This is a genomic window from Streptomyces sp. NPDC056527 (assembly GCF_042794475.1).
GTDB lineage: Bacteria > Actinomycetota > Actinomycetes > Streptomycetales > Streptomycetaceae > Streptomyces.
The window spans coordinates 86740-110182 of record NZ_JBHTTQ010000014.1; the positions used below are offsets into that span (position 1 = coordinate 86740).

At 67.3% G+C, this 23443-nt stretch carries 25 protein-coding genes and 1 pseudogene; 9 read left to right on the top strand and 17 right to left on the bottom strand.

The genetic code is table 11. The annotated features are described in order from the left end of the window. Positions 1 to 19: 19 nt before the first annotated feature. The 9 genes from ACFQ7Q_RS10905 to ACFQ7Q_RS10945 form a co-directional block, all read right to left on the bottom strand. Positions 20 to 982 carry a DUF4365 domain-containing protein gene (locus ACFQ7Q_RS10905; RefSeq protein ID WP_383552262.1) on the bottom strand — a complete coding sequence of 321 codons (963 nt, stop codon included), beginning with the start codon at positions 980 to 982 and terminating at the stop codon, positions 20 to 22. 15 nt (positions 983 to 997) lie between these two features. Beyond that, the gene (locus tag ACFQ7Q_RS10910) at positions 998 to 2506 is read right to left on the bottom strand and encodes a hypothetical protein (RefSeq protein ID WP_383552264.1); all 1509 of its coding nucleotides are present in this window, start codon (positions 2504 to 2506) and stop codon (positions 998 to 1000) included. A 28-nt stretch (positions 2507 to 2534) separates the two neighbouring features. Continuing rightward, positions 2535 to 2813: a hypothetical protein gene (locus tag ACFQ7Q_RS10915; RefSeq protein ID WP_383552267.1), complete on the bottom strand. Its 279-nt coding sequence runs from the start codon at positions 2811 to 2813 to the stop codon at positions 2535 to 2537. A 54-nt stretch (positions 2814 to 2867) separates the two neighbouring features. Next, positions 2868 to 3419 carry a hypothetical protein gene (locus ACFQ7Q_RS10920; protein WP_383552270.1) on the bottom strand — a complete coding sequence of 184 codons (552 nt, stop codon included), beginning with the start codon at positions 3417 to 3419 and terminating at the stop codon, positions 2868 to 2870. Between the two features lie 74 nt (positions 3420 to 3493). Further along, positions 3494 to 3868, bottom strand: coding sequence for a hypothetical protein (locus tag ACFQ7Q_RS10925; protein WP_383552272.1), 375 nt, complete (start codon positions 3866 to 3868; stop codon positions 3494 to 3496). Between the two features lie 72 nt (positions 3869 to 3940). Then, positions 3941 to 4759, bottom strand: coding sequence for a hypothetical protein (locus tag ACFQ7Q_RS10930; protein WP_383552275.1), 819 nt, complete (start codon positions 4757 to 4759; stop codon positions 3941 to 3943). 175 nt (positions 4760 to 4934) lie between these two features. Then, positions 4935 to 5582, bottom strand: coding sequence for a hypothetical protein (locus ACFQ7Q_RS10935; protein ID WP_383552278.1), 648 nt, complete (start codon positions 5580 to 5582; stop codon positions 4935 to 4937). A 207-nt stretch (positions 5583 to 5789) separates the two neighbouring features. Beyond that, on the bottom strand, positions 5790 to 6188 hold the full coding sequence (locus ACFQ7Q_RS10940; RefSeq protein WP_383552281.1) for a terminase large subunit domain-containing protein: 399 nt from the start codon (positions 6186 to 6188) through the stop codon (positions 5790 to 5792). Between the two features lie 268 nt (positions 6189 to 6456). Next, the gene (locus ACFQ7Q_RS10945; RefSeq protein ID WP_383552284.1) at positions 6457 to 6966 is read right to left on the bottom strand and encodes a hypothetical protein; all 510 of its coding nucleotides are present in this window, start codon (positions 6964 to 6966) and stop codon (positions 6457 to 6459) included. Positions 6967 to 7345: 379 nt separating this feature from the next. On the opposite strand from ACFQ7Q_RS10945, the gene ACFQ7Q_RS10950 reads away from it, so the two are divergent. Beyond that, entirely contained in the window at positions 7346 to 7516 is a 171-nt protein-coding gene (locus ACFQ7Q_RS10950) for a hypothetical protein (protein WP_383552287.1), read from the top strand. A 42-nt stretch (positions 7517 to 7558) separates the two neighbouring features. On the opposite strand, the gene ACFQ7Q_RS10955 is transcribed toward ACFQ7Q_RS10950, so the two are convergent. Further along, positions 7559 to 8134 carry a hypothetical protein gene (locus tag ACFQ7Q_RS10955; protein WP_383552290.1) on the bottom strand — a complete coding sequence of 192 codons (576 nt, stop codon included), beginning with the start codon at positions 8132 to 8134 and terminating at the stop codon, positions 7559 to 7561. Between the two features lie 137 nt (positions 8135 to 8271). On the opposite strand from ACFQ7Q_RS10955, the gene ACFQ7Q_RS10960 reads away from it, so the two are divergent. Further along, positions 8272 to 10074: a pentapeptide repeat-containing protein gene (locus ACFQ7Q_RS10960; RefSeq protein ID WP_383552355.1), complete on the top strand. Its 1803-nt coding sequence runs from the start codon at positions 8272 to 8274 to the stop codon at positions 10072 to 10074. 142 nt (positions 10075 to 10216) lie between these two features. Here the strand turns inward: ACFQ7Q_RS10960 and ACFQ7Q_RS10965 are convergent, their stop codons facing one another. Both ACFQ7Q_RS10965 and ACFQ7Q_RS10970 read right to left on the bottom strand, forming a co-directional pair. Further along, positions 10217 to 10468 (bottom strand): hypothetical protein, encoded by a 252-nt coding sequence (locus ACFQ7Q_RS10965; protein ID WP_383552293.1) that lies wholly within the window; start codon positions 10466 to 10468, stop codon positions 10217 to 10219. After that, entirely contained in the window at positions 10468 to 10689 is a 222-nt protein-coding gene (locus ACFQ7Q_RS10970; RefSeq protein WP_383552295.1) for a hypothetical protein, read from the bottom strand. Before ACFQ7Q_RS10970 ends, ACFQ7Q_RS10965 begins: the two co-directional genes overlap by 1 nt. A gap of 408 nt (positions 10690 to 11097) precedes the next feature. Here ACFQ7Q_RS10970 and ACFQ7Q_RS10975 point away from each other — a divergent pair, with 408 nt between their 5' ends. The 5 genes from ACFQ7Q_RS10975 to ACFQ7Q_RS10995 all read left to right on the top strand — a co-directional run bounded on the left by ACFQ7Q_RS10975 (position 11098) and on the right by ACFQ7Q_RS10995 (position 18498). Beyond that, positions 11098 to 11343, top strand: a complete 246-nt coding sequence (locus tag ACFQ7Q_RS10975) for a hypothetical protein (protein WP_383552297.1) — start codon at positions 11098 to 11100, stop codon at positions 11341 to 11343. 55 nt (positions 11344 to 11398) lie between these two features. Next, positions 11399 to 12451 carry a DUF6292 family protein gene (locus tag ACFQ7Q_RS10980; protein ID WP_383552300.1) on the top strand — a complete coding sequence of 351 codons (1053 nt, stop codon included), beginning with the start codon at positions 11399 to 11401 and terminating at the stop codon, positions 12449 to 12451. A 76-nt stretch (positions 12452 to 12527) separates the two neighbouring features. After that, positions 12528 to 12824: a hypothetical protein gene (locus tag ACFQ7Q_RS10985; protein WP_383552303.1), complete on the top strand. Its 297-nt coding sequence runs from the start codon at positions 12528 to 12530 to the stop codon at positions 12822 to 12824. Between the two features lie 568 nt (positions 12825 to 13392). Next, on the top strand, positions 13393 to 15402 hold the full coding sequence (locus ACFQ7Q_RS10990; protein WP_383552306.1) for an NACHT domain-containing protein: 2010 nt from the start codon (positions 13393 to 13395) through the stop codon (positions 15400 to 15402). Between the two features lie 444 nt (positions 15403 to 15846). Continuing rightward, positions 15847 to 18498, top strand: a complete 2652-nt coding sequence (locus tag ACFQ7Q_RS10995; protein WP_383552310.1) for a DEAD/DEAH box helicase — start codon at positions 15847 to 15849, stop codon at positions 18496 to 18498. A gap of 457 nt (positions 18499 to 18955) precedes the next feature. Here ACFQ7Q_RS10995 and ACFQ7Q_RS11000 read toward each other — a convergent pair whose 3' ends face one another. After that, positions 18956 to 19117, bottom strand: a complete 162-nt coding sequence (locus ACFQ7Q_RS11000) for a hypothetical protein (RefSeq protein ID WP_383552312.1) — start codon at positions 19115 to 19117, stop codon at positions 18956 to 18958. Positions 19118 to 19722: 605 nt separating this feature from the next. Here ACFQ7Q_RS11000 and ACFQ7Q_RS11005 point away from each other — a divergent pair. Beyond that, the gene (locus ACFQ7Q_RS11005) at positions 19723 to 20490 is read left to right on the top strand and encodes a hypothetical protein (protein WP_383552314.1); all 768 of its coding nucleotides are present in this window, start codon (positions 19723 to 19725) and stop codon (positions 20488 to 20490) included. Here the strand turns inward: ACFQ7Q_RS11005 and ACFQ7Q_RS11010 are convergent. Both ACFQ7Q_RS11010 and ACFQ7Q_RS11015 read right to left on the bottom strand, forming a co-directional pair. Further along, positions 20432 to 20653, bottom strand: a complete 222-nt coding sequence (locus ACFQ7Q_RS11010) for a hypothetical protein (RefSeq protein WP_383552316.1) — start codon at positions 20651 to 20653, stop codon at positions 20432 to 20434. The genes ACFQ7Q_RS11005 and ACFQ7Q_RS11010 overlap by 59 nt on opposite strands. Before the next feature lie 312 nt (positions 20654 to 20965). After that, positions 20966 to 21199, bottom strand: a complete 234-nt coding sequence (locus tag ACFQ7Q_RS11015; RefSeq protein WP_383552318.1) for a hypothetical protein — start codon at positions 21197 to 21199, stop codon at positions 20966 to 20968. 317 nt (positions 21200 to 21516) lie between these two features. On the opposite strand from ACFQ7Q_RS11015, the gene ACFQ7Q_RS11020 reads away from it, so the two are divergent. Beyond that, the gene (locus ACFQ7Q_RS11020) at positions 21517 to 22101 is read left to right on the top strand and encodes a hypothetical protein (protein WP_383552321.1); all 585 of its coding nucleotides are present in this window, start codon (positions 21517 to 21519) and stop codon (positions 22099 to 22101) included. On the opposite strand, the pseudogene ACFQ7Q_RS11025 reads toward ACFQ7Q_RS11020, so the two are convergent. Both ACFQ7Q_RS11025 and ACFQ7Q_RS11030 read right to left on the bottom strand, forming a co-directional pair. Further along, positions 22080 to 22915: pseudogene (locus tag ACFQ7Q_RS11025) on the bottom strand (IS5 family transposase). The gene ACFQ7Q_RS11020 and the pseudogene ACFQ7Q_RS11025 overlap by 22 nt on opposite strands. Positions 22916 to 23117: 202 nt before the next feature. Further along, the gene (locus tag ACFQ7Q_RS11030) at positions 23118 to 23363 is read right to left on the bottom strand and encodes a hypothetical protein (protein ID WP_383552324.1); all 246 of its coding nucleotides are present in this window, start codon (positions 23361 to 23363) and stop codon (positions 23118 to 23120) included. Positions 23364 to 23443 lie beyond the last annotated feature (80 nt).

Genomic DNA, 23443 nt, shown 5'->3' on the forward strand with positions numbered 1-23443 from the left:
ACGACGGTCCGGCCCGGACCTAGCTCCCCTCCAGCGGCCCTCCCTCTGTCACCCACCTGCTGGCATCCTCCATTGCACGCTTAAGGGAGGCGTCGTGCCTACCATCTGCGCTCCACGGCGTTACCAAGACGTGTGAGGCAGTAGGAGTCGGCGGGAGAGAGGACTCGCGATCGTCCACGACTACGATCACGATGGGGACGTAGCGTGGCCCCGCCTCGTTCCTGGCTATCAGCAGCACCCCTTCGCGTATCGACGCCACGATCACGACTTCCACGACTATGCGAGGAAGTCGCTTGGAGTGCCCCCATAGAGAAACATGCAGGGTAATACCGTCGCGATCCCATTCGCGGCGAGATACCGCACACCCGGGGAACATCTGCAGCAATCTAGCGGAGAGCAGGAATTCGTGAAATTCCTCCCGCTGCCGTCGGTCGATGTCCGCCGTGATCCATTGACCGACCTCCGGCACGTCAGCCTGAGAACGAGCAAGCGGCCTTAGCAAGTGAGCTGACGCGCTGGTCAGATCCTGAGCCTTGGGCACATGGATTTTGGCGCCCTTACCTGTCGACACCACTGTGCGATCGCTGACGTGTTGCCAGTAAACACGCTTGTCCACAGGCTCGTACAGCATCACCAAGACAGGCAACGAATGGCCGAGCCAGTACGACACATGCCCTGCGTCGCAAAGAAACCACCAGCCATCTACAGATGGCACTCTGAAATGACTGGCTCCCGATTTAATCTGCACGCCCAGCAGCCTCCCGGTTGCCTCTGCCGGGTCCCCATCAACGACTTCCAGTTGTGCATCAATACCGAAGTCAGCGATGTCCTGAGGTCGGAACAACCAACCAAGATCGCTCGTCACCAGGTGCTCGATCCACGAAACGCCGGCTCGCTCAATGCCGTGGGTTCCCGGAACTCTCACGTCGCCCCCCCCATGCGCCGCCTTCGTGATCTGCGGCCATCCTAGGAGGTCGAACATGAAGCTCACAGTCACTCAGCCGGGCCTGCAAGCAGGGGAACCGCCGGGATCTCCGTCTCTGCCCGAGGAAGCCGGAGGTACTGACGTACTGCCGCATTGTCGCCGGTGGCGTCGGCAAGCAAGCCTCGCTGCGGCCTCGAAGGCCCGGGACTGGATGCGCTCGATCTCTGCCTGTGCGTTGTCGATGGGGTACCCGGCGTCGACGAGCATCTTCACGCCGGTCTCCACCGACAGCACGCCGGCGCCGACTCCCTTGACCACCTCGTCCAGCACGGCGGCGCGGTCGGCGGGGGTGCGGGGACCCCACATGAGGCGGGCGGGCAGCGACTCTCCGGCGGGCCAGCCCTCTGCTTGCCCGGCCTGGTGGAGCCTCTGCACCATTCGCAGCAGGACGGCGTACTTGTGGTTGCGGGCCAGGCGCATGGCCGCGATCAGCGAGTCCAGCGGGCCCAGGGCGAGCTGGAGGTCGTAGCCGGAGGGCAGGGCGGTGGGGTCGACGGTACCGAGGCCGGCCGCAGTGAGGCGGGAGTTCGCGGCGACGCGGTCGATGAGGTGGTCGACGCGGGCCCGGAGTTCTGCGAGCTGTGCGGAGGTGTCGAGGACGTCCATGCGGCCGCCCTCGTTGAGCTGCCACACGGTCCTGGCCCGGACCTTCACCGGCAGCGGCTGTCCGGTGGTCCGGTCGATGGGCAGGCGCGCCCCGGACAGGCCGACGATCGGGGAGCCGGTCGTCGCGGAGGCGCCGGAGCTGTCGGTGTCGGTGGCCGACAGCTCGTCGAGGCCCTGGAGGACGGTGGCGATGGTGGGCTTGCCCCAGTGCTCGCCGCTGGTGGGGATCGAGTTGGTGATGTGGACCAGGGGTATGAAGTCGCAGCGCAGGTCGAGGCGGCCGACGACTTCGCCGAGCGGACGCGGTAGGTGGAGCGGCGGGTCGTAGAGCAGGTCGGCGTGATGGAGGTCGTCCAGGTCCCATTCGGCGTCCGTGAGGTGGCACGTCCACGGGCTTTGCCTGTTCGGCGTCCACGGGTACGTGCGGGTGATGACCCCGCTGTCCGCGTTGAACTTGTCGCCCCGGCCGAGGACCGGCGTCCCGTCCTCGCCGTACAGGACCTCGCGGACCGCGCCTCCGCCCCTATCCGTCGTGGGTTGGCTGGCCGGACCGATCGGTGTGAGCTCGTAGGTGATGCGCCGCACCCGGGTCTTCAGGCCCCGCCGTTTGTCCTCGGGCAGCTCCCACGCCAGGTGGACGCGCTTCGGGAACTCGGCGCCGTCCTGCTCGCCGCCCTCCGGCCACTCCGGGAAGTACAGGCCCGGATCCCAGGTGCGCAGCAGTACGCGGCCCTTCCCCGGCTCCCACGCCAGGGTGAAGACGCCGTCGCCCAAGAGGATCGCGTTGCGCTCCGCCTGCTGAACACGCAGCGGCAGCAGCTCCTTCTCCGCCCACGAGCGAAGCAGCTCCTGCACGATGCGCGCGGCGTCGGCCTCCCGAGACGGCTCGTCGTCGGCGTGCTCGGCCCCGGCCACGCTGATGGTCTGCTCGGAGCCGAGGAGGTTAGCCGAGCGTCGTGTCCACGATCTTCGACGGGTCACCCAGCTCCCGGCGCTCGGGTCTGGTGTCGTCGTCGCCGCTCAGCGCGGCAAGCTGCCCGGCCTGGTTCGAGTCGTAGGCGGCCAGCAGCCGGTAGGCCGCGAGACGGCGCAGATCCTCATCGGGAATCCACGACGACGTCAGGTCCGCCCAGGCGTTCCGCCCCGGTCGGCGCGGGTCGGCCATGACCGGCTTGTAGTCCAGCCAGCTCCAGGCGTCGGTGATGAGATCGCGCAGGCCCAAAGTGCCCCTCCAGGCAGTCGGCCCCGCGCCGATGATCAGCGCACGCGGAAGCTCCTACACCTTGCCCCACCCTTCGCCCCACGCTTCGTCCAACCGGGCTTCGAACAGCAGGAGGGCATCCATTAGCTCGGCGATGAGCTCTCTGGCTTCATCCTTCTGGCCTGCGGCAATCATCTCGTTCAGCAAGTCTGTTGCCTCCCCGACGTCGCGGAAGAACCGATAGATCGGGCAAGCCGCCTTGCGCACGATGCGACCCGCCGCGCGCGCGATCACAATTAAGAGATCTCGGTCGAGATCCACGAGGGCAGCCCGGGCCACGGTCTCCGTGTATCCGCCCTGCGGCATCTTGTTCTGAGGCAGCAGGTCCGTCGCCCCGCACTCTCGCAGGAATCGGACAACGGCCCACTCGGCCTGCAGCGCCTGATGTCCAGATGTGAAGCCAAGCGTTAGCTCAGCAGTCCAGCCGCGCCGCTTATGAGCGCCCAGGCGCGCAGCGCAAGACCCCTGGGTGACGACCCCGACCTTAAGCGCATCTAGCTCCTCATTCCGCACCACGTACAGCAATGCAGGGTCATCAGCCCGGTCGTAGAAGTTGCCGCCGGCCACCGCAGTCCTCCTCCTATGTGGTGAGGGACTGTACTGAGGACCTATGACATCGCCCGATCCACGCTCGCTTCGCGTCAGCCAGCAGTGGCTTCGACTACCGCCTCGGCGTAGCCGGGCAGTCCCGGCGCCGGGAAGGAGGAGCAGGCGGCGAGGAAGCCCGCCAGGTCGCCCGGGGTCTGTTCCCGTTCCCCGAGCTGCGCCCACCGTGCCGCGCACTCCTCCTCGCTCGGGCTGGAGGTGGCAGGGGGCGCGCCGTCGGCGATCTTCTGCTGCTGCATCTCCAGACCTGCGCTGCGCCCGAGGCGGTAGGCGTCCCGTACGCGGTCCAGGTGCGCGGACCGCTGCTCCCGGTCGGTCGGCGGACGGGTGTCGGTCGCGCAGCCGGTGAGACACAGTGCAGCCAGCAGTACGCCGAACGCTGTGATGGACCAACTCCCCCCGGTTGTCATGATCGCGAGGCTACCAAGGCCTTTGCCATGCCGATGGTCCGTTTCCTCTGGAGCTGTTTTTCACTTTTGGCTCTAGCTCGCAGCGAAGCCGTCCTCCGACTTCAGCATCGTGCGCGCTGTTGTCACGAGTGCAGCCATGGAGGCCTCATAGAGGCCTTCCAGCTCCTGGTAGTCCAAAGGCAGCTCTCGATTCCCCGCATGTTCTAGCACCGCGTCTACGTGATGACGACGAATGCCGGGGACAGCGCCCAGAGCGGCGGACGCATCACGCTGTGCCCTGAGCACACTGTTCAGGGCATCTCTGTCGAGACCTTGTAGGCCCTCCTCGCTGATCTCTTGCACTCCGTAATTGCGATAGACGCCCTTGAGCTCAGTCAGCAAGCGTGCGGCTTCCACAACCTCCACAGTGCAAGATCCACTCGTCATGATCCTTTGAAGGACGAACTCTGCGTATGCAGCTGGCCCTCGTTTGAGAGCCAGCCTCGCGAAGTCCTCAACGCTCCGTACGACGTTGGCGGCGCCATCGATGACACAGCGGGATGCAATGAGTTCGACCTGAGCTTGCTTCTGCGTCAGCACCTGGAGAGCCTCGCGCACACTGCCCTCATCGTCTGTGGTGTAGGCACGATCAGCCGCCCGAACCACTTGGCGGGCCTGTTGGATGAACTCGGCCGTTTGCACGTGTCGTACCGTCCACAAGGCGGCTACGCGCTGGGCCTCGCTGCTGATCTGAGCGGCTTCTCGGGCCGCAGTTGCCTGGGCCCGGCCTCCGTTCGCTTGGATCTTCGCGCCGATCACGCTGCCCGCCAACCCCCCGACGACAGCGACGAGGGCCACCAGAGCGGCGAAAAGGTCAGGGTTTTCCTCAAAGTAGCTCCGGATCACGTCCACCGGCACATACTGCCTCGGCTGCGATCATGCCGCTGCGGAAGGCCGAGATCGAGGCCATCCTCATCTACGCTGGCGGACCCTGCCCCGAACAAGTCCTCCACTTCGTCGTCGCCCCGTAGCGCGGCACGGCGAAGAACTGAATGTGAGCGCGTGCGGCTCGATACCTCGGATGGCGTCACCTTCGACCGTTGAAGCGGTCGTCATCCGAGCCAGGCGGGAGAGTGTCGAGCTGGTCGGGGTCGGCCAGTTCGGTGAGGCCGTGGACGGCGGCGTCCATGCGGTCGGGGCTGTCCATGCCTTCGACCCAGGTGACCATCTGCTCCTCAAGCTCGGTGTACTCGCCAACATGGTGTACGAGTTGCTGTTCGTAGAGCTGGGCGACCGGGGCTGCGCGAAGGCGTTTGCCGACCTTGGCGGTGACCTCCAGGATCATCGGCATGAGCAGGCCCTTGGTGACGCCGTCGCGGCGTAGCTGCTCCCACGCCTGGGTGACCACTTGCTTCGCCATGTCGCCGCCGTAGTTCTTCTCCACCACGATGGCGTCGGCCTTGAGTTCGAGGGCGAGGCGGCAGGCGGCGAGGCCCCAGTCGTTGGCGCCCATCGAGCCGGACCGGTTGGCCAGGACGTAGAGCTGCCGGTCGAAGTCGCGGGCCACGCCGACGATTCTGGTCTCGTCTCCGACGGTGCTCTCTCCGCCGGCAGGGTCGACAGCGACGATGATGCGCGCCATGTCGAGGCCGGAGAACTGCACGGCGTTGATGCGGGCGTTGTCGATCCACTCGCGTTGCCATACGCCTCCCGCGGGCGGTCGAGGCTTCTGCATGTAAAGGGCGCCCCACACTCGTTCACCGACGCGCTTGCGGGTCTTGGCGTGGTGGGCGGCGCTGAACCGCTCGGGCCACAGGGCCTCTCCTGGCGCACGGCCCAGGAGATCGTCCGGGCTGTCGGCGAGGGCAGGGAGGTCGATGACTCGTCCGGCGAGGTCGTCTCCGTGCCAGCGGGTCTGGATGAGGCAGATCGCGCCGACGGGTTAGAGGCGGGTCTGCACCACGGAGGTCCACCAGTCCCAAGCGCGCTTCCGCATGGTCGGTGAGTCGGCGTCGGCCATGTCCTTGATCGGGTCGTCCACGATGGCGATGTGTGCGCCGCGTCCGGTCAGACCTCCGCCGATGACGGCTGCTAGGAGTCCGCCTTCGCCACCGACGATGTCGAAGCGGTTGGCGGCTTGGGAGCCGGGCTTGAGCTGGAGGCCGAGGTCGTCTCCCCAGGTGTGGATAGCGTCTCGGATCCACCGGCCGTGGTCGGCTGAGTAACTCGCAATCATCAGGCGGTGGCCGGGGTTGCGCCGCAGGTACCACAACGGGGCCCAGCGGGAGGCGCGTCGGCTCTTGCCGTGCCGCGGGGGCATGGTGAGCAATGACGCGCTCACACCGGCCCTCGGCCATGTCGATGAACGCCTGGTCGATCAGGTCGAGATGGGGCGCCTGCATCTCTCGGCCGCCGGTGAGCACCGCGGCGAGCGCCCCTGGGGAGCAGTCCATCGCGAGCTTCCGTTCGGTGCGTACGAGCTCGGCCCGCAGCTCCGGGGAGGCGGACCGCGCTACGGAGCGGCGCTGCGCCGGCGGCAGCTTCTACAGCGGGCGACGACGCTCGCGTTGTCCCGGGCCCTCACTCGGCGTCCGGGTCGGTGAGCGCGATCAGCTTCTCCAGCTCGTCCACCGTGGCGTTCTCGACCTGGACCGGTCCGCCGTCCGGGCCGGACAGCTCGGTGCGGACGGGCATGTCGAGGTCGAGGAGCCGTGCGCGGCGCGCTCCATGATCCGCAGCATGCGGTCGACGGCCGCGAGGTCATGGTCGCGGACGGCCTTCTTGTAGGCGACAAAGAACAGCCGGTCGAGGCGGTCGGCTTCCAGGGCACGCAGCTCGTCCACGTCGTCGTTCAGCTCCGCGCGTCTGTCTGCGAGCGCGGTGCGGACGTCGCGGCAGGCGGCGTGGATCAGGGCCTCGTCGCTCGGCGGGTCCTGCTTCTTCCGGTACCGCTCGATGACGTATCCCTGCGGGTAGGCGATGCCGTCGCTGTTGACGGCGGGATCGGCGGCGAGCTTGCGGGCGATCGTCAGCCAGTCCACGCCGGCGAGGCGGAGATCGATGGCGTCCGAACGGCGGCGCGCGATGGCCGCACGCGCGGCCTTGTCGGGGCGTCCCACGTCGGGGTCCTTCACGGCTCGGGTGCGCCCCCGCGCCCACTTCCATGATCGAACCACCATTCGACTCGGCCGATTCCAACCGAAGGCCGTTGCCAGCGACGCGAGTTGAGTAGCATGGATGCGTGATCAGGGGGCACCGCCCCCAATCTGACTCGCTTGGGGTCTGGGCCCGACGTCCCAGACAGAGGGAGAACTTTGTTCCCGCCCCTGTTGAGCTTTGACGAAGAAAGAGGGCCCGTCTCAGATTGCGTTAGCAGCGCACACCTGAGTTCTGGACGTCGGCAGGACCTCAGCCGACCTCACGTATTTACGTGGTGGTCGAGCTGGGGCCTGCTCTTCACCCCGGTTCGACCACCCTTCACAGAAGGACTTGAATCCGGTGGATGCCGCCATTCTTTCGATTCTTGGCGTAGCGACTGTGGCAGCGATCGCCTTGTTCTCCCTCAAAGGCCTGCTCGACCAGGTCCCTGACCTCGTGAAGTCGTGGCGGCGCGCCAAGCGCGCATTCAGCGACGACGTCGAGCAGGAGTCGACTGAGGACGAGGCGTGACACGTGCGCGGGCCACGACGTTCGGATCGGTGGCCCGCGATGTTAGATCAGCGACATCTGCTCGCCTTCACCCCGCTTCCTCGGCGGTACATACTCCGGCGGCGCGTCCCGCGCGTTGCGGTGGGTGCGCAGCCACCAGGCGAACTGGTAGTTGCGGCAGGTCCTGAACCGCTGAGAGTTCCGGCGCGGCTCGTTGGCAGGGATGTCGCGCTCGCCCCATCCGATGATGGGGCGAGCGTTCTCCAGCTGTACGTGCAGGCCGGGCACGAGGGCGGGGCCCTCCCAGTTCTCCCCCGGCGCTGCCTCGAAGGCGAGGTGCGCGTTGTCGCTCCACCGCCAGGGGTTCGGCAGTGCACACAGGCACCAGGCCAGCGGCTGGTTGGCCGCCGGCAGTTCAACGGCCTGGTGCTGGCGCTTCGGGTCGACCTGCGGGCGGTCCGGTTGCTCGAAGGCCCGCAGGCAGTGGCGATCGAGGGCCACGTGACGCACTCCGGCGAGCCACATGATGTGGTACCGAGAACGCGACTCGAACTCCCTGCGACCATCCTCAAGAACGTGCCGGAAGAAGTAGCCACCCCCGTGGTGGCCGAACTCCGCGCAGCCGGTGCCGTCGCTCACACCGCAGCGAATCAGTAGGCCTTCGGCACCCTCATCGTCAACAAGATCCTCGACAGAGCCGAATGCGTGATGGTCGCCAGCAGGCCGATCACGGCGCTGTGGGCAACCAGGCTTCGGTCTGGAACGTCTCAGCGGACATGACGACCGCTGGCGCACCGCCGTCCTTGCCTGCGCCGAGTTGGCCGCATTGCGCGCGCGATGCGGACCCGACAAGCGACCCGGTTGGCTGCCGGGGCCGTCAGGTAGAGCCGTACGGCTCGTGCCTGGCTCACCTGACGAGCGCCGACCGGTCTACCTACCTCAGCTCGCTGTCCTCCGGCGGGGCCCTCGACCATCGCGGCACCCTCATCTCGGAGGATCTGTTGCACCAGCTCCTAAACGCGCTCCGTGATCCTGCCACTGGCCGGCGATACATTGACGCCGCCTGGTTCGACGGGGCGACGTTTCACGGCGAAGCGAGGTTCCGTGGGGTGACCTTCTCCAGCTACGCCTCGTTCGTGGGGGCGACGTTCTCCGGCGAGGCCACCTTCGAAGAGGCGACCTTCTCCAACCAAGCGTGGTTCCAACAAGCCACGTTCTCCGGCCATGCCAGCTTCGACGAGGCGACATTCGCCGACTACGTCTCGTTCGATAGGGCAACGTTCTCCCAATACGCCATCTTCTCCAGGGTGACGTTCTCCGGCGACGCCGTGTTCGGCGAGGCCACGTTCTCTGACCACGCTTCCTTTACCCGGACGGACTTCTCCGGCCTCGCATGGTTCGACGATGTGACGTTCAGCGGCGAGGTTCAATCTCGGGGGGTGACGTTCTCCGGCGACGCCTGGTTCGACGGGGTGACGTTCGAGAACGCTTCGCAGTTGGGTCCGCTGATCTGCCAGGGAGCCCTCGTCCTGTCCGGAGCCCGGTTCGTGAACTCCGTCATCATCGCGGCAGCAGCAACCCGGCTCGAGTGCCAGCAAACGCGATGGAACTCTACGGCCGCCCTTTGGCTGAGGCGTGCCACTGTCAACTTGAGGGACGCGGTATTCGAGTATCCGGTGAGCATCACTGCTCGCACTGCTCCCTTCGAGGTGACTGGAGCAGCCTCGGCTGAGCGAGACGTGGTGGGCAGTGATCCAGCGGTATGCATTGAGTCTGTGAGGGGAGCAGACGCGGCCCACCTGGTGCTTCACAACGTGGACCTCCGCGGCTGCCTGCTTTCCGGCGCGGTGCACCTTGACCAGCTTCGTCTGGAAGGGGAGTTCCCGCTGGCGCCCACCCCGTCGGGGCTGCGTCTGCGTGGCCTGCTTCCTATGCGATGGACCGTGCGGCGGACGGTGGCCGAGGAGCAGCACTGGCGGGCGGCACAGGGATGGACCGGGTGGACCGCTGCGCCTGCCGGGGTGGAGGTGGTGGGGCCGGCACAGCTGGCGCCGGTGTACCGGCAGCTGCGGAAGTCCTTCGAGGACAGCAAGAACGAGCCGGACAGCGCCGACTTCTACTACGGCGAGATGGAAATGCGCCGACACGACCACAAGCGGCCCCGCGCCGAACGCACCCTCCTGGCTGTGTACTGGGCGGTGTCCGGGTACGGGCTGCGAGCATCCCGCGCACTGGGCTGGCTGCTTAGTGCCATGGCTGCCACGGTGCTGATCATGATGCTGTGGGGGCTGCCGCAGGCCGATCCGAAGCCCACCACCAGCGGACGGCTGAACGGGCAGGACATCTCACTGACCACCGACAAGCCGGCCCCGGGCAACCCCACCGGCTCACTTCACTCCCGGCTCACCTCTGAACGGTGGGAGAAGTCCCTGCGGATCGTGGTGAACTCGGTCGTCTTCCGCTCCTCAGGCCAGGACCTCACCACCACCGGCACCTACACCGAGATGGCATCCCGACTGGCCGAGCCGGTGCTGCTCGGCCTGGCCGCCCTCGCCATCCGCGGCCGGGTCAAGCGGTAGACCTCATCCCGGCATTTCGGCACCTTGAGCGTGAGAGACCGTTCGTCCGGGATTGGGCCGAACAGCAAAGCCCCGGACCTCTTGATCCGGGGCTTTGCGGTGGCCGACTGCGGGACGCGGCACTGGTGGGGGAGCGCGCGGGTCATTCCGCCTCGACGTAGGCGACCAGGACCAGGGTGCCCAGGGCCGTCGGCACGTACAGGATCCGGATGCCGTCCTCACGATGCTCCCGGATCGCACCGTGCTTCGACAGCACGCCGATCTCGGGATTCCTGGAGATGGCGACCAGCGCAGGGTCCAGCCGAAGGCGCTCGGCCTCCGTCATCTTCTCGATCTGCTCCTGCGCCACGTCGTAGAAGACGATGCGGGCGCGCTTCGGGGCGTGCCGCCCCATCAGGCGACGTTCGAGGTGGGAGCGGCGTCGTCGAGCGGGGGCTGTCCGAGGTTCTCGCGCAGGTCCTCCCAGGAGGTGACCCGGTCCAGATCCACGCCCTCGCCGGCCAGCCGCTCGAGGACGTAGGCGATCTGCGGGTCGCCGTCAGCCATCTCCCGCGCGTCGGCCCGCAGGGCCTCCTGCTCGGCCGGGTCGAAGACGATCCGCATCGCGGCCTCCAAGTCGTAGATGCTGCAACGAGGCTAGCGCAGGAGCGGTTCACCGGGACCCGGAAGGTGAAGAGAGTGCCCAGAGCACCTGGCATGCAGGCTCACCCAGTGGCCCGGCGGAGACGAAAGCGGCCGGCGCCCACTTCCGCCGAGGCGGGTGGCAAGGGCGCCGGCCAACCGAAAACACACACTCCGGGAGACCCGAGGGGCGTATCTCGTCTCCGAGTCTATCTTTGCGACGCGATAGTGCGGATCCGATCCACTTGCACGTGGTGATGTAAGGTGGGTAAGGTTTTTTTGTTGACGGGTGGTGGCAGCCCGTCGAACCCGAAAACACCAACCCCTTGAAGCCTCCATGCCTTTCGCCAACTCTCCGGCCAGCAGACCGCCCCAGGCCCCGGCCGCCGCATCGTCCTCGCGATGCCCGATCTCGCCTACGGCACGGGCGACACCACCAGCATCCGGGTGCGCACCACCAGCCACCCCCCCCCGCACGCCCTGTACGTCATCACCGCCGGCGAACTCACCCCGTACACCAGCGCGGACAACGCCTTCGCCCGCCTCCGCCCGATCCTCGAGGCCGCTGCCCGTTCCCGCGAAGGATGCGGCGCCGAGGCCGGCGTGCCGTGCAACCCGAACCGTCTGTCCGACCCCTCGAGCACCTGACACACCCCCCGGCGGGGCGCCGCAAGCGCCCCGCCACCCAGTAATGGAGAAGAAGATGATCCGCGCCGGACGCCTCAAGCACGTCCAGACCATGGCCGACCTGGCCGACATCCTCGGCAAGAAGCTCACCACCGTCCGCAATCAAAAGCCGTACGCCGCAGAAGGCCACCCGGCGTCGATCAGCTCGCCCACATCCCGGGCCCAGCTCTGGGACGCAGAGCAGACCAAGGCCTACTACGCCGGCCAGCCGATCCCCGAGCTGCCCCAGACAGACGACGACGAGGACCTCCTCGACCGCCACGAGGCCGCCGAGCTGCTCGGCATCGCCGCCGTGACCTGGAATGGGTACAAGAACGACCCGGACCTGGTTAATGGCGTGGTCCTCGTACCCGAAGGCCCCAAGGGCACCGAGCACTGGCCCCGCCGCCTGGTCCTCGCGTACAAGAACAAGCGCCCCGGCCGCGGCGCCGGCGGCGGCCGCCGCGAAGGCAGCGGCGACATGATCCCCCGCGACCAGATCCTGCCGCGGATCGCCGAGCTCCTGGACGCCGACCCTGCCATCACCGTGGACGCCGTCGCCGACACCCTGGGCATCACCAAGTTCCCCACCGCCCAGTCCGGCCTGGCCACCCTGCGCGGCCGGCGGATCGCCGACCTCGTCGAGGCCCAGCCCGACCTGGACCCGAAGGCCGCCGCCCTCCAGCTGGGCTACCCCACCAGCACCCACCGTGGCGCCATCGCGATCGCCCAGCGGGAGCTGCACGCCCGCAGCGCCAAGCCGTACCTGCAGCAGACCGCGGACTTCCTGGCCGCGGCCGGCATTGCCCAGCAGGCCCAGGTGGAGATGCGCCAGCCCGACGGAGAACACCTCGCCGCCGCCGTGCTCCTCGCCGCCGACCAGCCGGCGCCGGCCCTGGTGTGGGACGAGCGCTTCGGGTGGCGGACCGCGACCAGCCGCCGGCACCCGATCGGCAAGCCCACCGAGACCGCGCCCGAGGGTGAAGGGATCCGCTACCTGGGCAGCGGGCTCCGGCCCGAGCCCGAAGAGCTGCTCGCTGCCCTGCGCGACAGGCGCAAGGGCACCAAGCGCCCCCACAACGCGCCCTGAGCCCTGCCGGCCCTACCCGACCGCACGCCGCACCTCGTCATCCGTACCACCGAGCCAGCCAGAAGGAGACGCGGGCATGGACACGCTGTCGAGTTTCATCGCGGGGCGCCCGTCCACGGGCAGGACTTCGCTCCCGGCCGAGGCCACCACCGCTGAGTGGATGGAGCAGCTGCGCCGCACCAGGTGGGAGATCGAGAAGCGCGAACAGGACCCCGAGCTGGTCGCCCGCGCGCGGTACGCGTTCTACGCCGATCCGCAGACGCTTCGTCGCCGACACGCCGACAGCCCGGGCCTCCACCAGCTCCTCGAGATCGTGGAGAGCCGGGGGCCCGCGGTCGACGTGGTGCTGAGTCAGCCGCTCGGCGCCCGTTGAACACCGCTGTAACCCAGGCCAGAGGCGCCCGCCCGGTTCTGCGACATCGCGGCAAACGGCGTCCATGCCTTGATGCCGCGCTCCTCCGCACCCGGAAGGCTGTGCCATCGGGGGGCGGACGACCTCACGACGAAACGGATGCGGACCTGGAGGGGGATGGCAATGAGCAGGAGCTGGCAACGACCAATCGCCGAGTTGCGCGCACAGTGCCTCGGGGCTCGGACCTCAGCTCACCGAGTCAATGAGGGCGGGGCCGACCGCAGCGGCGGACCACCGCGGCCCCGCCCGGAGTGAGCTGGCCGTCACCCCGCTGATGGGGCTATTTGAATCTCCCCACCTGCTACTCAGCCATGGGGCAAACCTGCTCTGTTGATCTCCCCACCCTTCGTATGACCTTGTTTGGCTTTCCGCGCGATGTCCACCGGCGTGTCGGCCCTGCGTCAACCATGAGTTTCGGCCTGGTCGGGGAGCCTGAGGCTCACACGGGAGGAAGGCGCCGCGGGTGCCAGGCCCTTCATCTCCGGCATGGCGCGTTTTCAGGCAGCACCCGAACGGTGATCATCAAGGCATGGCGAGAGTCAGAGGGCGCAAATATCGGAGTCGACGGGTCTGGCTGCCGGTAGTGGGCGGGCTCTTTGTGGCAGCAAGCGTGCTGTATGCGGTGGTACAGCTGGCTCACGGAGGCCTGGGCCCGTCGGATACCGCAGGCCTGCTCGGGCTCCCGATCGGGGTAGCGTTCGGGCTGGCAGGCCTGTGGAAGTCTCCGGACCTGGCCGAGCTGACGCGCGACCTGGCCGACTTGGTGAAGGAGGATGAGCAGCGGCAGTGGCGCCAGTTGATCGGGGACGATACCCAGAGAATCAATCTCACCTTCACGCTTCATCCCGAGCCGGGGCGAGAGGCGGAGGTTCCCGCCCCCATGGGGCATCTGTTTGGCGGGGATCCACCCCTTCCGGATGTGGCGGCGTACTACCAACAGACGCGCCCGCGCCGCCTGGTGGTCACCGGCGGGCCAGGAGCAGGCAAGACGGTGCTCGCCGTGGAGTTGACGTTGGCCCTCCTGGAGGGGCGGCGTGAGGATGATCCGGTCCCGGTACGCCTGCCGCTGACCGAATGGGACACCACCACCCCCCTACCCGAGTGGATCGTCTCCTATTTGGTGAACGTCTACGACTGGCCAGCCAAGATGGCCCACAAGCTTGTCCGTCAGCGCCGCCTGCTGCCAGTACTGGACGGCCTGGACGAGATGGATCCCACCGCCCCCGATGGCACCCCTTCCCCCGATGCCCCACGCGCCCAGACGGCCTTGGAGGCGCTCAATGCTTACCAGGACGGGCGTGCAGCGGGCCCAGTGATCTTGACCTGCCGCACGCATCACTATGAGGCCCTCGGCAAGCAGGCACGACTGCTCGACTCGGCACGGGTCGACATCGACCCTGTTACTCCCTCCACCGCCCACACCTACCTGCGACTGCGTGCTCACGATCCCAGGCGCTGGCAGCCCGTGCTCGAAGCGCTGGAGCAGAACTCATCTGGCACGTTGAGCGCCACTTTGTCCACGCCATGGCGGCTGTCCCTGGCTGCCACCGTCTACGCCCATGACGGCGACCCCACCGATCTGCTCCAACACGCCACCCCGGCCGACCTCGACGAACACTTGCTTGCCCGCTTCGTCCCCGCGGCCACCACGCTCCACCCGCATCCGCAGCACCCGTACGCTGCAGGCGAGGTTCACCGCTGGCTCGCTCGCCTCGCCGCCTATTTGGACTTTCCCGCAGAGATAGGTGCTAGCCCCCGCACCGACCTGCTCCTGCACCAGCTGTGGCCAATGGCCGGACCCCGCAGAGTGCGCGCCACCGACGCGGTGCTCACCACGCTCGTTATCCTGCTGCCGCTTCTCGGCACATGGCTGGGTGGCTACCCACCTAGCATTGTCTTTCTTTCCGCCCTTGCGGCAGGCTCTTTTGCAGCACGGGCTTCCGTGGCTCCCCCTGCGCGCACACGGTGGAGAACCTTGCCGGCCAAAGCCAGACGCCTAGTCCTCACGTCCGCCAGCACAAGCGGGCTCGTCCTCGGGTTAGCGTTCGGGCTCGCGGCCGGGCTCAACTTTGGGCCCGCGATGGGGCTCACAATGGGGCTCGGGCTCGGTCTCGGGGGCTTCGTCACGACCGGGATCATGGCCCTCAGCACGGTTGGGCCGCCAACGAGTGCACAGCCTCGTGACCCCATCCGAAATGACCTTTCGCGGGCACTCAGGATCGGGCTTGCATCAGGGCTGGCACTCGGATTCACGGCCGGGCTTGCGGCCGGACTCAGGGCCAAAGACGGGTTTGGGTCCGGCCTCTTCGTCGGGACTGCTGCCGCGCTCACGTTCGGGGTCGGGTTCGGTGGCCCATCCGCGCGCCGGTACCTGGTCTTCTTGCTGTGCTCCCGAAGAAAGCTGCCGCTGAGGCTCGGGGTCTTCCTGGATTGGGCCTGTGCCGCCGGGCTGCTGCGCTATGCGGGCGCGGCCTACCAGTTCCGACACCGCGAACTGCAGCAATGGCTGGCACGTCATCCTGCTCCTCCGCCGGTGTAGGAACCGGCCACGAGGGCGCTGGTCCACTGCGAGCGAGCTGCCCGGCCGACAACGGACGTGGCGCTCACTGAAGCGCCCTTTCGTTGGACTCTGGACCAAGTGGGGCGACGAGCGGACATGGTGATTTTCAAGAATCGCCATCACCGCTAACCGAATGGCAACTGACCTCATCGGCAGAGGGTCGCGCATGCCCGTCCACACCGCAGACTGCCGCCTCGCCTCAGGACGTACGCGGCCCACAACCCGCGAGCGGGCACCCTCCGCCAGCCCCAGGTCGAAGTCTGCTCGATCTGCCCCGCCGCCCGAGAGCTCGGCATCACCGAGCCCTGAGCCCCGAAAATCCCGGCATCGGAAGTTTCGCCGACGACTGAGGGACGCGGGACTACGATCGCTGCGTCGAGGAGCGGAACGTGCGCGTCGGCATCCGGCGCCGAGGGGGTCAGCGTGGACGACAAGCAGCCAGTCCGGTTCCGGCAGCGCGTGAAGCAGGTGACAGCGCCGCCGACACCGGAGGCACTGTTCGGCGTACTTCCGCGCACAACCACCAGCCACGGCGCGCTGTGGTCCCACCAGGCCGACATGTTGCGCGCCTACGTCTCGGCCGAGGTCCTGAACAAGCCAGACGTCGCCCTGGAGCTCCCGACTGGCTCGGGCAAGACGCTGGTCGGGCTGCTCCTCGCGGACTGGAGGCGGCGCTACTTCAAGCACCGTTCGGTGTACGCCTGCCCGACCAAGCAGCTCGCCCACCAGGTCTGGACAGCCGCCCGGGCCCAGGGTGTACCCGCCGCCCTGTTCATCGGCAAGCGCTCCGACTTCTCCGACCAGGACCTCGCCCGCTACGAGGGCGCCGACGCCGTGGCGATCACGGTCTACAGCCACGTGTTCAACACCAACTCCGCCTTCCCGGATGCGCAGAGCCTGCTGTTCGACGACGCGCACGCCGCCGAGAGCTACGTCGCGGACGCCTGGGCGGTGGAGATCAAGGCCGCGGCCAGCCAGTTCACCTCACTACTGGACGTCTTCGGCGACGACCTCGACCCCCACCTGGTGACCCGGCTAACCGACCGGCACAGCGGCACGGAAGTCCGGCTGGTGCCAGCGTCCGCTGTGGCCAAGCACGCCCCCGACTTGGACAAGGTGCTGTCGACCCTGTCCGGCAACGCCTCGTTCCGGTTCACGATGATCCGCCCGCACCTGCGTGCCTGCCTGTTCTACGTCAGCCCGCAAGGCTGGTACATCCGGCCGATGATCCCCCCGACGTTCACCCACGACCCGTTCACCGGCCCCCAGCAGCGGATCTACCTCTCCGCGACCCTCGGCGAAGGCGGCGAACTGGAGCGGGCCTTCGGCCGACTGAAGATCAGCCGGATTCCGGCGCCGCCGGAGTGGGAGAACATCGGCAGCGGCCGGCGCTTCTTCGTCTTTCCCGACCTGGCCGAGTCGCCCCAGGACCCGTTCGGCCCCGCCGGGCTGCATGCCGCAGACCCCAACGAGCCAACCCCGCCCGACACGGCCGAGGCGCCTCCCGGTCCCGAGACCAAGGGCGGCTTGGTGGGCCGGCTGATCGCCCTGCGTGGCAAGAGCGTCGTGCTGACTCCCGACACAAGGTCGGCCACCAAAATCGCCGACACCCTGGACGTTCCTCATATTGAGCGATTCCAGCCCGGCGACACCCTAGACGGACTCCAGCCGTTCAAGGACGCCGAACGAGGAATGCTGCTCGCCCCGAGCCGATTCGACGGCATGGACCTGCCAGACGAGTCCTGCAGCGTCATCCTCATGCACGACCTCCCCAACACCCTCCACCTCCAAGACCAGTTCCTCCAGACCCGGCTGCGCGCTGGCCGCGTCGCGCTGGAGCGGGTCCGCACCCGCGTCATCCAGGGCGCCGGCCGCTGCACCCGCGGCCCCCGCGACTTCGCCCTGGTCATCGTGACCGGGCGCGAACTCCAGCGATTCCTCTCCCGCCTCGACGTTCGGGAAGGCCTGCCCCCCGAGCTCCAGGCCGAGATCGCATTCGGCCGCGACAACAGCCAGGTCCTCCCGTCGGACCTCGTCGCCCTGGCGCGAAGCGCCCTGAACCGCGACGAGATCTGGCAAGAGGACGCCGAGCCCGACATCGTCGAGCGCCGCTCCGAGTGCACCAAACAGGAACCCGTCTACGTGGCCAAGCTGGCCGACAGCGCCGAGCACGAGGTCATGGCATGGCAAGCCGCCTGGCTGGAGGACTGGGATGCCGCCTCCCAGCGCGCGGTACAAGCCCTTAATCTCCTGACCGGCGAAGAACTGCGCCCGTACCAAGCGATGTGGGCCTACCTCGGCTCCGCGTGGGCCCGGCTGGCCACCGGGGCGCCTGCGGCTCCGGCGCGCGCCGAGCAACTGCTGGAACGAGCCCGGAAGGCAGCTATCGGCACCACGTGGCTGCGGGAGATCGAAGGTCAGGCGGACGCCGAGCCCGAGCTCGGGCTCGTGGACTGCGAGGCCGTGGCCGCTGTCGCCGAGGCCTACCGGTCGTCCAAGAAGCTCAAGACCGCCGCCAAGTACGAAGCCTTCGCCACCGAGATGCTGGCCAACCTCGGAAACCAGAACTCCACCAAGTACGAACAGGGCCTCGCCTCCCTCGGCGAACTGCTGGGAGCCAGCTCGTCCAAGCCGTCGGCACAGGGCCGCGAGGACGCGGCCTGGCTGTGGCCCTCCTGGTGGCTGACCGTCGAGGCCAAGAGCGAGCAGAAGTCCGAGGGCGGAATCAGCCTGAACGACATCCGACAGACCAACACACACCTCCAGCAGCTCGCTGGGGACCAGCAAGTCGACGAGCCGCCAGCCGGCAGCATCAGCGTCCTTGCCTCACCCAAGGGCATCGTCTCCGACACGGGGGTAACCGCCGCGGTGCCGCATCTCTACCTCGTCTCTCCGGAAACGATTCTTGCGCTTGCCGTACGGGCGACACAGGCCTGGACTCGGATCCGCGGTGCCGCACCGGCCGGGGTCGAGGGGGACGACCTACGCGCTGTGGTCGCGCAGGCCCTGCGCAGCAGCCGGGTGCTGCCCTCCTACGTGAAGGAGACGATGACCGCCGACCCCGTCCGCTCCTAGCTCCCGGACTCGCTCGCTCCGGTGCGCTTGCTGCGCCATGACGGAACGCCCGGCCCTTCACAGGGTCAGGCGTTCTCGTTCTCCACCGGAGAGAGCCTGCTGCGCCCCGCACCGACCAGATTGCCAAGCCCGCAGAAACGGCGTGCCGACGGTGCACCCAGGCTTGCCAGGTTGGTGCGCCCAGGGCTTGCCCATGGGATGGCGAGGCTTGCCCGGGTCGCAACGCCGCGAAGGCGGTCGCCGCGACCGGTGGGGGTCGACGCTCGGTGTCGACTCCGTCGTGGACGTGCAGACCCCGTACGACAAGGGCGTACGGCTTTGTCCACGAGATGGCCAAGTCGATGTTCACGAGTTCGAGTTCGGGAGGCGCCCGCGGTGCCGCCCTGTTGGGCACGGGACGGCCAGGGCACGTGACAGCGCTAGTGGAGGGTGCCGGCAGCACCCTCCACCGGTTTCGCTATGCCATGAGCTTGTGCAGGGCGAGCACTGTCGCGCCTGCGGCACCGAGCCCGAGCAGCGGGCCTTCCAGGCTCAGGACGAGGGCGCCCGCCAGGACGCCGGCGAGCAGGATGATCGCCCAGCGCTGAGGCAGGGGCTGAGGGTTATTGGCATCTGCCACGTACTGTTCTCCTTGAAGAGATCCTCGAGCAGGCGGCCCCGGATGGACCCCGGGGCCGTTCGCGTCTGTGCGAACGACGTGGCCGCCGAGCCCACGTTGAGCGGGCCTGTAGTCCATGGTGAGGGGCCTGGAAGAGCCTTCGTCAGGACGTGATCAACGTTTTGATCCGGGTTAAGGCCTTCTAGCAAGGCCTTAACCCGGATCAAAACTGCGGGATCAAAACGCTAACCTTCCTTCGTGGCTGATGCACAGGAGACGAACGAGCGCAGACTGCGCCGACTGCAGCAAATGCGCAGGACCGGCTCAGTCACGAAAGCGTCTGAGGCCCTGGGCGGAATCTGGAAGGCCGGCAAAAGCCGCACTCGATCGTCCTGCGCAGCGCTCTGCTGCGGGCCGACGGGCAACGATCGAGACTCACCAAGCTGGTCCTTCCACGGGGCATAGCGCTGCGCTTCTACCTGCTGGCCCTCTTTGAGGCGCAGTGCAGGCTGCACACAGGACACCTCCGGCGCAACGTTCGCCCGCTGAAGGGCGTCGAATCGTGGTCCACCCTCGTTGCCATCGACGGTGCGTACGACACCGCATCGGGCGCGTACGACGCCGCGTTGAAGAACATGCCTCCCGAGCTCCGCGGTAGTGCGCGCGCGGAGGAACGGTGGCGCACGAGGAAGCTGGAGGACCTGCGGCTTCGGCAAGTCAAGGGAGCCCTGACAACTCTGGAAGAACTCGGCCATGAAGACGCCTTGGTCTCCATGCCCAGGGGCGTGCGCGGACAGCGGTTGTACGAGGACTTCTCGCTCATGAAGGAAGGCGGGCGGGGCGACATGCCGACCCCGGACCTCTATACCGTCCCCGTCCGTAGCTGGACAGCCGCCAGGACGATCACGCTCCCCAAGGACTTCTTCCTGAAGGGCTGGATCCAGGTGCTCAATCCTTCCGAGGTCGCCACCTGGCTCATCCTGAGAAGGATGAGCCAGTGGGCGCCCAGGAAGCACCGCACGTCGGGTGTCTTCCTCACCACGCGGCCCCGCATGCAGGCCTTCGGCCTGCGTCACGATGCCTGGGAGGACGGCTGTCGGCGCCTTCTCGAATTCGGACTCATCCGCCACGCCGAACCGCCCGAAGGGCTAAAAGCTGCCGCGGACGCGATCGCCGACCCCTTGATAAAGGCGCTCTTCTCCCAGCCGACTCGCGTCCGCCAGGCTTACGAGCCGCACTATTGGCAGATGACCGACGATGGGCTCGCCGAGAACGCCGTGCAGACGCTCGACCGGGAACTCACCCATCGGCGAGAAGCACTCGCCGATGCCGCCCTCAAGCGCGTGCAGCACGATCCCGAGCGCCTCGCCGGCCATGCGCCGACCGACGAGTAAGGCGCGCGCCGCACGCTCTTGCCTTGGGCTCGACCCGCCTTGCCGCGGGGACCTTGGCGGGCGGGTCCGGTTCCACGTGCTCACGGAACAGGGGAACGCTCTTGGTGCACGCGTAGAACGTCCAGTCCGGCGCGGACCTCATGATGCGAAGCCAGGCCTGCACGTACTCCGGGCCTTTTCCGAACGCTGGAGTCCGCGATGGGGCTGGCCTGCCTAGATATGTTGCAGGACCTTCGACCCGCGGTCATGTCAGATACGCGGCCCGTGCGAATGATGAGGTTTCGCCGACGTGCGGATGCCCCTGGACAGGTGTTGTGGTTGCGGCCGGCCGGGAGGGCTCTGGCCGGGAGAGTCCACTTCAAGGTGTGGGCGTAGCCGCCGTTCTTGCAGGTGGTCAGGAGCCACCGTCTGGTTGAGGTTATGCCCGCAACCGCGAAGGTCTGAGTGCTCTTGAGTCGCGTCGCTCCGCGGCGACCTACGAGCCGTACGCGACCTCGCAGTCCTGGCGCACGTACTCGGCTACGGCCGCTGTCTGCGCGAGGATCGCATCATCCTTCGACTTCCCCACAAGAGCGATCTCGCGTGCCACCACAGGCATACCCTCATGGAGACGCTGCAGGTAGCTGTTGTACTCAGGGGAGCCGAGCCGGTACCTCTCGTCAAACTCACGTGCGGCTGCGCGGCCGTCGGGTGCCAGCTCGGAGCCCACGCTCTCCCGCCACATCTGGGCGATTCGTGCGGTGACCAGAGTCGTGCACACCTGGGCCCGGCTCGTGTCCCTCGTCTCGCTCGGACTGGTGGAAGCCGCGTCGCCCTCACACCCGCTCGTAAGGATGCAGCTGAGCATCACCCCAGCGGCAAGAAATGTCCTGCGCATCTCGGCTTGCCCCCCTGGTTCTCCCCTGAAGGGTCATCATCTCCAGACTGCGGCCTCCGGGTAAGGGCTTTAGAGGCCATCTCAATTGGTCCGGCCGCGCGCTTGAATGCGGGTGGCATCGAGGGAGGTCTCTGCCGCATGATCACGCCATGACGAGTCCTGCCGCCTTCCGGGACCAGACCAACTGGTCCAACGGCTACTACGAGCTGGCCATAGAGGTTGGATCGACTGATGATGCGCAGATTCAAGCCGTACTGAGTGCTCTGTGGTCCGCCGCAGACGTTCAAGGGTGCTTCGGGCGGAGAGATCGTGAGCCTGAGGAGCAGGATCCCGTGCCGTGCACCGTTGGATCACTGACCGAGTTCGGCCACCTCCACGGCCAGGTCCGCCTGCCGACGGGCCAACTGGCCGTCTGCGGTTGTGTGGCGATCCGGGGCGGTGATGAAAGCAGCGACTGGCTGGACTTTTACGTCCCCGTCGGTGCGCTGGATCAGGCGGGACTCGCCTATTGGGACGGTCGACCGTTCTTCAGGTCAGACGTGCTAGACGGTTGGCTGGCTGCCATCGGGACCGAAACCTTCAAGATCGCCTCCTTCCGGCTGGGGGTCATCGGTTTCGAGGTCTCCGGCTGCACCGACGCATCGACGCTGGCCGGAAGGCTGCCGCAGACACGTGACATCGGATACCTGCTTCCACAAGGCAACGTCCTGCACTACGGCGCCGCCAACACCTGAGCCTTGTCGCCCCGGGTGGGCATGAGCCTGCGGTAGCAGATGAGGGTGCAGGCGATGGCGGTGAAGGCGAGGAAGTGGTCGGCTTTGCGTTCGTAGCGTCGGTGGAGCCGGCGGCAGCCGGCGAGCCAGGCCATGGTGCGTTCGATAGTCCAGCGATGACGGCCCAGCCGCTGCGAGGACTCGACCCCCTTGCGAGCGATGCGGTGGGTGATGCCGCGCTCGCGTAATCATCTCCGCAAGTGAGAGTAGTCATAGCCCTTGTCGCCGTGGAGCTTGCCCGGCTTGCGCCGCCGGGGCCCGCGGCGGGACCGGATCGGCGGTATGCCCTTCACCAGCGGGATCAGGGCCTGGCTGTCGTGCAAGTTCGCCGCCGAGATCCCGACAGAGATGGGCAGACCGGTCCGCTCAGTGATCAAGTGAATCTTCGAGCCGTACTTGCCCCGGTCCACAGGATTCGGACCTGTCAGGTCCCCCTTTTCAAGGCCCGCATGTTCACCGAGTCGATCGCGCAGCGGGACCACTCCAGCTCGCCTCGGGCCCCGAGCTCGTCGAGGACCAGGCGGTAGAGCTTGGCCCACACTCTGGCCTTCGTCCACTCAGAGAAGCGCCGGTGGGCTGTCGCTCCCGACGGCCCGAACGACGCGGATGGCAGCTGCTGCCACGTGCAGCCCGATGTGGCCACGAACACGATCGCAGCCAGCACCTCTCGGTCACCATGCCGGCGCCGGCCACCACCCTGGGGCCGCGAAGGAGCGTCCGGCACCACTCGCTGGAACAGCTCCCACAGCTCGTTCGGCACCAGCCGCTCGACAATCCTCACCACGGCCCGCAGCCTACCGAACCGACCAAATGAGATGACGTCTTAGAGAATCCGCAGGTCATCCCACCCTTGGGGGTTCGACGCTGAAGACGAGTAGGCCAGATGTCGAGACCTCGCCGGAGCGGAGGATGAGTCTGGGTGGAGGATCCATCGCCGCGGCACGGTTTGGACTGCCTTTCAGGCATGCTGAAATCCTTCAGGACAGATCGTCGATGAGCCCGAAGCCCTCCGGGAACTCCTCCAGGAACTCACGGCGAGCGGGGTTGGTCTCGGCGGCTGCCATCTCCCCGAGCAGGGCGGTCAGCTCCTGCTGCTGATCATTCGACAGCGTGCTGACCACGTGGGCGACGCCCTCCATCACCTTGACCGCGTCGTCCTGATCCATCTGCTCGTCTTCGCTGCCGTCGATGAACCACAGGACATCGACCAAAGCGTCGGCCAAGGCACGAGTCAGGGACGGATACGAAGACGTCACGACGGTCTCCCAACAGATCAGTCAGAACCTGGCCATCCCACCACACA